Source organism: Pseudoroseomonas cervicalis ATCC 49957, assembly GCF_000164635.1.
In the GTDB taxonomy this organism is placed as follows: Bacteria; Pseudomonadota; Alphaproteobacteria; order Acetobacterales; family Acetobacteraceae; genus Pseudoroseomonas; species Pseudoroseomonas cervicalis.
In genome coordinates, this window is sequence record NZ_GG770779.1 from 301,073 (window position 1) to 305,388 (window position 4,316).

The window sequence follows — 4,316 nt, forward strand, 5'->3', positions numbered from 1 at the left end:
GCGGCGCAGCAGGCGCTGCATGGCGAGGTCCGGCCCGCCCGGGCCTGCCGCCAGCACCACGGCGCTGTCCACCAGCCGGTCGGTCGCCCGCACCTCGGCCACCTCGTCGCCCAGCGCCGCCTTCAGCTTCGGCAGCAGGGTGGCGAGGTCGGCCGGGGCCTCGCTCTGTTCCTCCAGCAGCGGCAGGGCGGAAAGGTCGATCTCGCCCTGGGTGATGCTGCGCAGCACCTTGCCCTCGACGCTGGCCAGCCGCTCGGGCCAGAAGGCGTCGATCTGGTCGGGCAGCAGCAGCACCTCGACACCGCGGGCGCGGAAGCCCTCCAGCTGCGGCGAGGCGGCCAGCGCCTCGGCCCGGTCGCCGGCGAGCACATAGATCGCCTCCTGCCCCGGCTTCATCCGCGCGATGTAGTCGGCGAAGGAGGTCCAGCCCTCCACGGCGGAGGAGCGGAAGCGCAGCAGGGCGGCGATCTCCTGCCGGTGCTCGGCATCCTCCCAGATGCCCTCCTTCAGGATGGTGCCGAAATTCCCGTAGAAGCCGGCATAGGACTCGGCGTCCTTGGCGCGGTTCTTCAGCTCGGACAGCACGCGGCTGGTCACCGCCTTGCGGATGCGCGCCAAGGCCGGCGTCGCTTGCAGCATCTCGCGGCTGACATTCAGCGGCAGGTCCTCGGTGTCCACCACGCCGCGCACGAAGCGCAGCCAGGGCGGCAGCAGCTCCGCCTGGTCGGTGATGAACATGCGGCGGACATGCAGGCGCAGCCGGCTCTCCCGCTCGCCCTCCACCACCTCGAAGGGCTGCATGCCGGGGACGAACAGCAGCGCGGTGAACTCCACCGTGCCCTCCGCCCGCCAGTGCAGCGTCGCCCAGGGGGTGTCGAAGGCATGCGCCACATGCCGGTAGAACTCGGCATAGGCCTCCTCGGTGATCTCCGATTTCGGCTTGCGCCAGAGCGCGGTGCCCTCGTTCGCCGGCTCCTCCTGCCCGTCGCGCAGCAGCAGGATGGGGATGGTGATGTGGTCGGCCCATTTGCGGATGATCGCCTGCAGCCGCCAGGGGTCGAGGAACTCGGCCGCATCCTCCTTCAGGTGCAGCACGATGTCGGTGCCGGCCTCGGCGCGGTGGCCGGGCGCCAGGGTGTAGTCGCCGCGCCCCTCGCTGGCCCAGACCCAGGCCTCCTCGCTGCCGGCGCGGCGCGAGGTGACCTCGACCCGCTCGGCCACCATGAAGGCGGAGTAGAAGCCGACGCCGAACTGGCCGATCAGGCTGGGCTTGTCGGCCGCCGGCGCCTCGGCCAGCGAGCGGGCGAAGGCCAGCGTGCCGGAGCGCGCGATGGTGCCGAGATGCTGCGCCAGCTCGGCCTTGCTCATGCCGATGCCGGGGTCGGACAGCGTCAGGGTGCGGGCGGCGGCATCGGGGAGGATGCGCAGCCTCGCCTCGCCCGGCGGCATCAGGGCCGGGTCGGAGAGCGCCTCGAAGCGGCGGCGGTCCACCGCGTCGGCGGCGTTGGCGACCAGCTCGCGCAGGAAGATCTCGCGCTCGGAATAGAGGGCATGCACCACGAGGTCGAGCAGGCGCCCAACCTCGGCGCCGAATTCATGGCGTTCCAGGGCCTCGCTCATCAGGACATCTCCCGCAGATTCAGGCTTCAGCGCGGCGCGATATGCGCCGGCGCGGGCGGCGGTTCAAGCGGGGCGGCCGCGGCGCGCCCTGGCGCCGCGGCGGCGGGGAATCTCTGCGAAAAATTCTGGCGCCCCGCGACAGCCCGCCGCCATTCACCGGATTTTATCAGCGCCCGGCGAGACTGGCCCAGCTTCCGATAAGGGGTGGTTCCCGTGGCGCGTCGCCAGACAGCATCGAAGCCCAACCGGCGGACCGGCGAGGCGGCCGGCTTCGGCATGGCCAATGTGGCATCCGGGATGGCGCCGGGGCGCGACCGGCCGCCGGCCGAGCGCGCCGTCCTGGCGCAGGCCCAGAAGCTGGCGGAAGCCGGCGGCCTGCCCAGGCGCGGCGGCGATGGCCACCAGGCCAGCCTGTGGCGCCGCGCCGATGGATGCATCCTGCTCACCCTGCGCCTGTTCCGGCGCGGCCAGAAGGTGGAGGGCGGGTGCGAGGCGCTCGCCTTCGCCGATGTGGAGCAGGCGGTCCGCTGGCTCGAAGCCTATGACCCGCTGCGCGACTTGCAACCGGCCTTCGACGCGCTCGACCCGTCCATCAGCCCGGTCGAACTGACCTTGCGGTCGGCCGCCCTGCGCCATCGCACCGAGAAGCTGCTCCTCGACTGGCGCGCCATGCTGGGCGAGCTGCTCTTCGCCCTGCCGCAGCGGGCCTGATCCGCCCAGCCGCCTTGCCCCCTCCCTCCCCGGAAGGCCATCCGACCATGGAACTGTTGAAATTCGGCACTGACGACATCGACAACCTCGTCGCCCGCGACCCGTCGCGGCTGGATCGCCTGCCCTTCGGGGCGGTGCTGCTCGACCGCACCGGCCGTGTCACCAAGTACAATGCGGGCGAGGTGGCGATCTCCGGCCGCACCGCCGACCAGGTGCTGGGCAAGAACTTCTTCAACGACATCGCCCCCTGCACCAAGGGCCATCAGTTCATGGGCCGGTTCAACCAGGCCCTCGCCCAGGGCAGCATCAACACGATGTTCGAGTATGCCTTCGACTACAAGATGAAGCCGGCGAAGGTGCGCGTGCACATGAAGTCGGTCTCGATCGACCAGGGCATCTGGGTCTTCATCAAGCGCCTCTGAGGCGACGCCCCAGGAGACGACGCCGAGGAGACGACGCATCATGGCCTCTCTCTCGATCGCCACGCGGCTGGACCGCGCGGCCGCGCCGCCGCCGCCACAGGAACCGTCCGCCGCCGGCCCCGTGGCCGCGCAGAAGGACATGTTCAGCTGGACGGTGCTGCCGCGCCATGGCCAGCGGCCGCTGCAACTGCCGGCCCGGCTGCTGCTGGAGGCCAATAGCGAGGCGGGCGGCTGCGACATCTGGTCCGAGATCGCCGTGCTGGAGACCCTGCGCGGCGATTACGTGGCGGTGCTGCGCCACCGGCGCGAGCGCCGCGGCCTGCCCAGCTTCCAGCACGCCGAGATCTGCCCCGACGCGGAGAGCATCCGCGAGGTGTTCGAGGGGCACGACCCGGTGGCGACGCTGCCGGTGGAGGCGCTGGTCGGCCCGCTGCCCGACCATGCCGTGCCCGAGGATCTGATCGCGCTGGCCGATCGGGAGGCCAGCTTCCAGCGGGCGCGCTGGAAGGAATTGCTGCGCGCCGTGTTCGGGGCGCCGCGCGGCGCCCCCGCTTCCCATCGCCCCAGCGGCGCAGCCACAGGAGCCATGCCATGAAATTCGTCAACAGCCTCGACACGGCGGAAGAGCGCGGCGGCCCGATGCCGGCCGCCGCCCTGCCGGAGCCGCGCCTGCTGGGGCGCGGCGGGGTGATCACGCTGCGCCAGTCCGGCGCGCGGCCGATCTCCTTCTCGGGCCGCCAGCTCGGCGCGCAGAATGGCTACCGCCTCGGCACCGCCCTCTGGCACGAGCTGAACCTCTACGAGACCGATGACGGCCGCTACGTCGCCGACATCCGTGTCTTCACCAAATCCGAGGGGGCCAAGGATCAGTTCCATGTCCACGTGGCCGACACGCTGGAGGACGCGATCCGCTTCTTCGAGACCTATGACCCCCGCACCGATGTCGTGGCCGATTTCGACCTCGACGATCCCGAGCTGACATCGGCCGAGCTGATGGTGCAGGCGGCGGCGCTGAAATATCGCGTCGCCGATGCGGTGAGCCAGTATCGCGCCCTGGTCGGGAATTTCCTGAACGACCTGAACGGGGACTGACGGAATCCCGCGCCGCGCGGCGCCGGTAGGCAGCCAGAAGGCTGGATGGATGAAAACCTTCCCTCATTTCCACGAATGGAACTGACCCATGACCATCAACAAGAGCCTTGCCTCCAGCAGCCTGGCGGAAGTGATCGACCGGATCCTCGACAAGGGCATCGTCATCGACGCCTTCGTGCGCGTCGCGCTGGTCGGCATCGAGCTGATCGCGGTCGAGGCGCGCGTCGTCGTCGCCTCGGTCGAGACCTATCTGCGCTACGCGGAGGCGGTGGGCCTGACCACGGACCCGACGGCGGTGACGGCCGCGGCCTGACGGCGCCGGCCCGCCTGCCTTCTCCCGGGGGCGCCGGCAGCGGCGCCCCACCCTGAGCCCGCTGCGCAGGACCGATGATGCCGGAGCCTCCCCCTCTGCCCCCCCGCCGGCCGATGCCGCGTGGCGTGGAGACCGTCGCAGCCTTCCGCGCGGAGCGC

At 71.1% G+C, this 4,316-nt stretch carries 6 protein-coding genes; 5 read left to right on the plus strand and 1 reads right to left on the minus strand.

Translation table 11 applies throughout. The features are described 5' to 3' along the window. Positions 1 to 1,620, minus strand: a 1,620-nt coding sequence (htpG, locus tag HMPREF0731_RS12590; RefSeq protein ID WP_007004524.1) for a molecular chaperone HtpG, incomplete at its 3' end; no start/stop codon positions are given. 276 nt (positions 1,621 to 1,896) lie between these two features. On the opposite strand from htpG, the gene HMPREF0731_RS12595 reads away from it, so the two are divergent. The 5 genes from HMPREF0731_RS12595 (at position 1,897) to gvpJ (ending at position 4,158) form a co-directional block, all read left to right on the plus strand. Next, entirely contained in the window at positions 1,897 to 2,331 is a 435-nt protein-coding gene (locus HMPREF0731_RS12595; RefSeq protein WP_040613109.1) for a hypothetical protein, read from the plus strand. A gap of 47 nt (positions 2,332 to 2,378) precedes the next feature. Next, complete coding sequence (gene pyp / locus HMPREF0731_RS12600) at positions 2,379 to 2,753, plus strand: photoactive yellow protein (protein ID WP_007004526.1); 375 nt, start codon at positions 2,379 to 2,381, stop codon at positions 2,751 to 2,753. A 40-nt stretch (positions 2,754 to 2,793) separates the two neighbouring features. After that, positions 2,794 to 3,348 (plus strand): hypothetical protein, encoded by a 555-nt coding sequence (locus HMPREF0731_RS12605; protein ID WP_007004527.1) that lies wholly within the window; start codon positions 2,794 to 2,796, stop codon positions 3,346 to 3,348. Continuing rightward, positions 3,345 to 3,845: a hypothetical protein gene (locus HMPREF0731_RS23150; protein WP_007004528.1), complete on the plus strand. Its 501-nt coding sequence runs from the start codon at positions 3,345 to 3,347 to the stop codon at positions 3,843 to 3,845. Before HMPREF0731_RS12605 ends, HMPREF0731_RS23150 begins: the two co-directional genes overlap by 4 nt. An 88-nt stretch (positions 3,846 to 3,933) precedes the next feature. Beyond that, a complete protein-coding gene (gene gvpJ / locus HMPREF0731_RS12615; RefSeq protein WP_007004529.1) occupies positions 3,934 to 4,158 on the plus strand; it encodes a gas vesicle protein GvpJ in 225 nt (74 codons plus the stop codon). Positions 4,159 to 4,316: the final 158 nt, after the last annotated feature.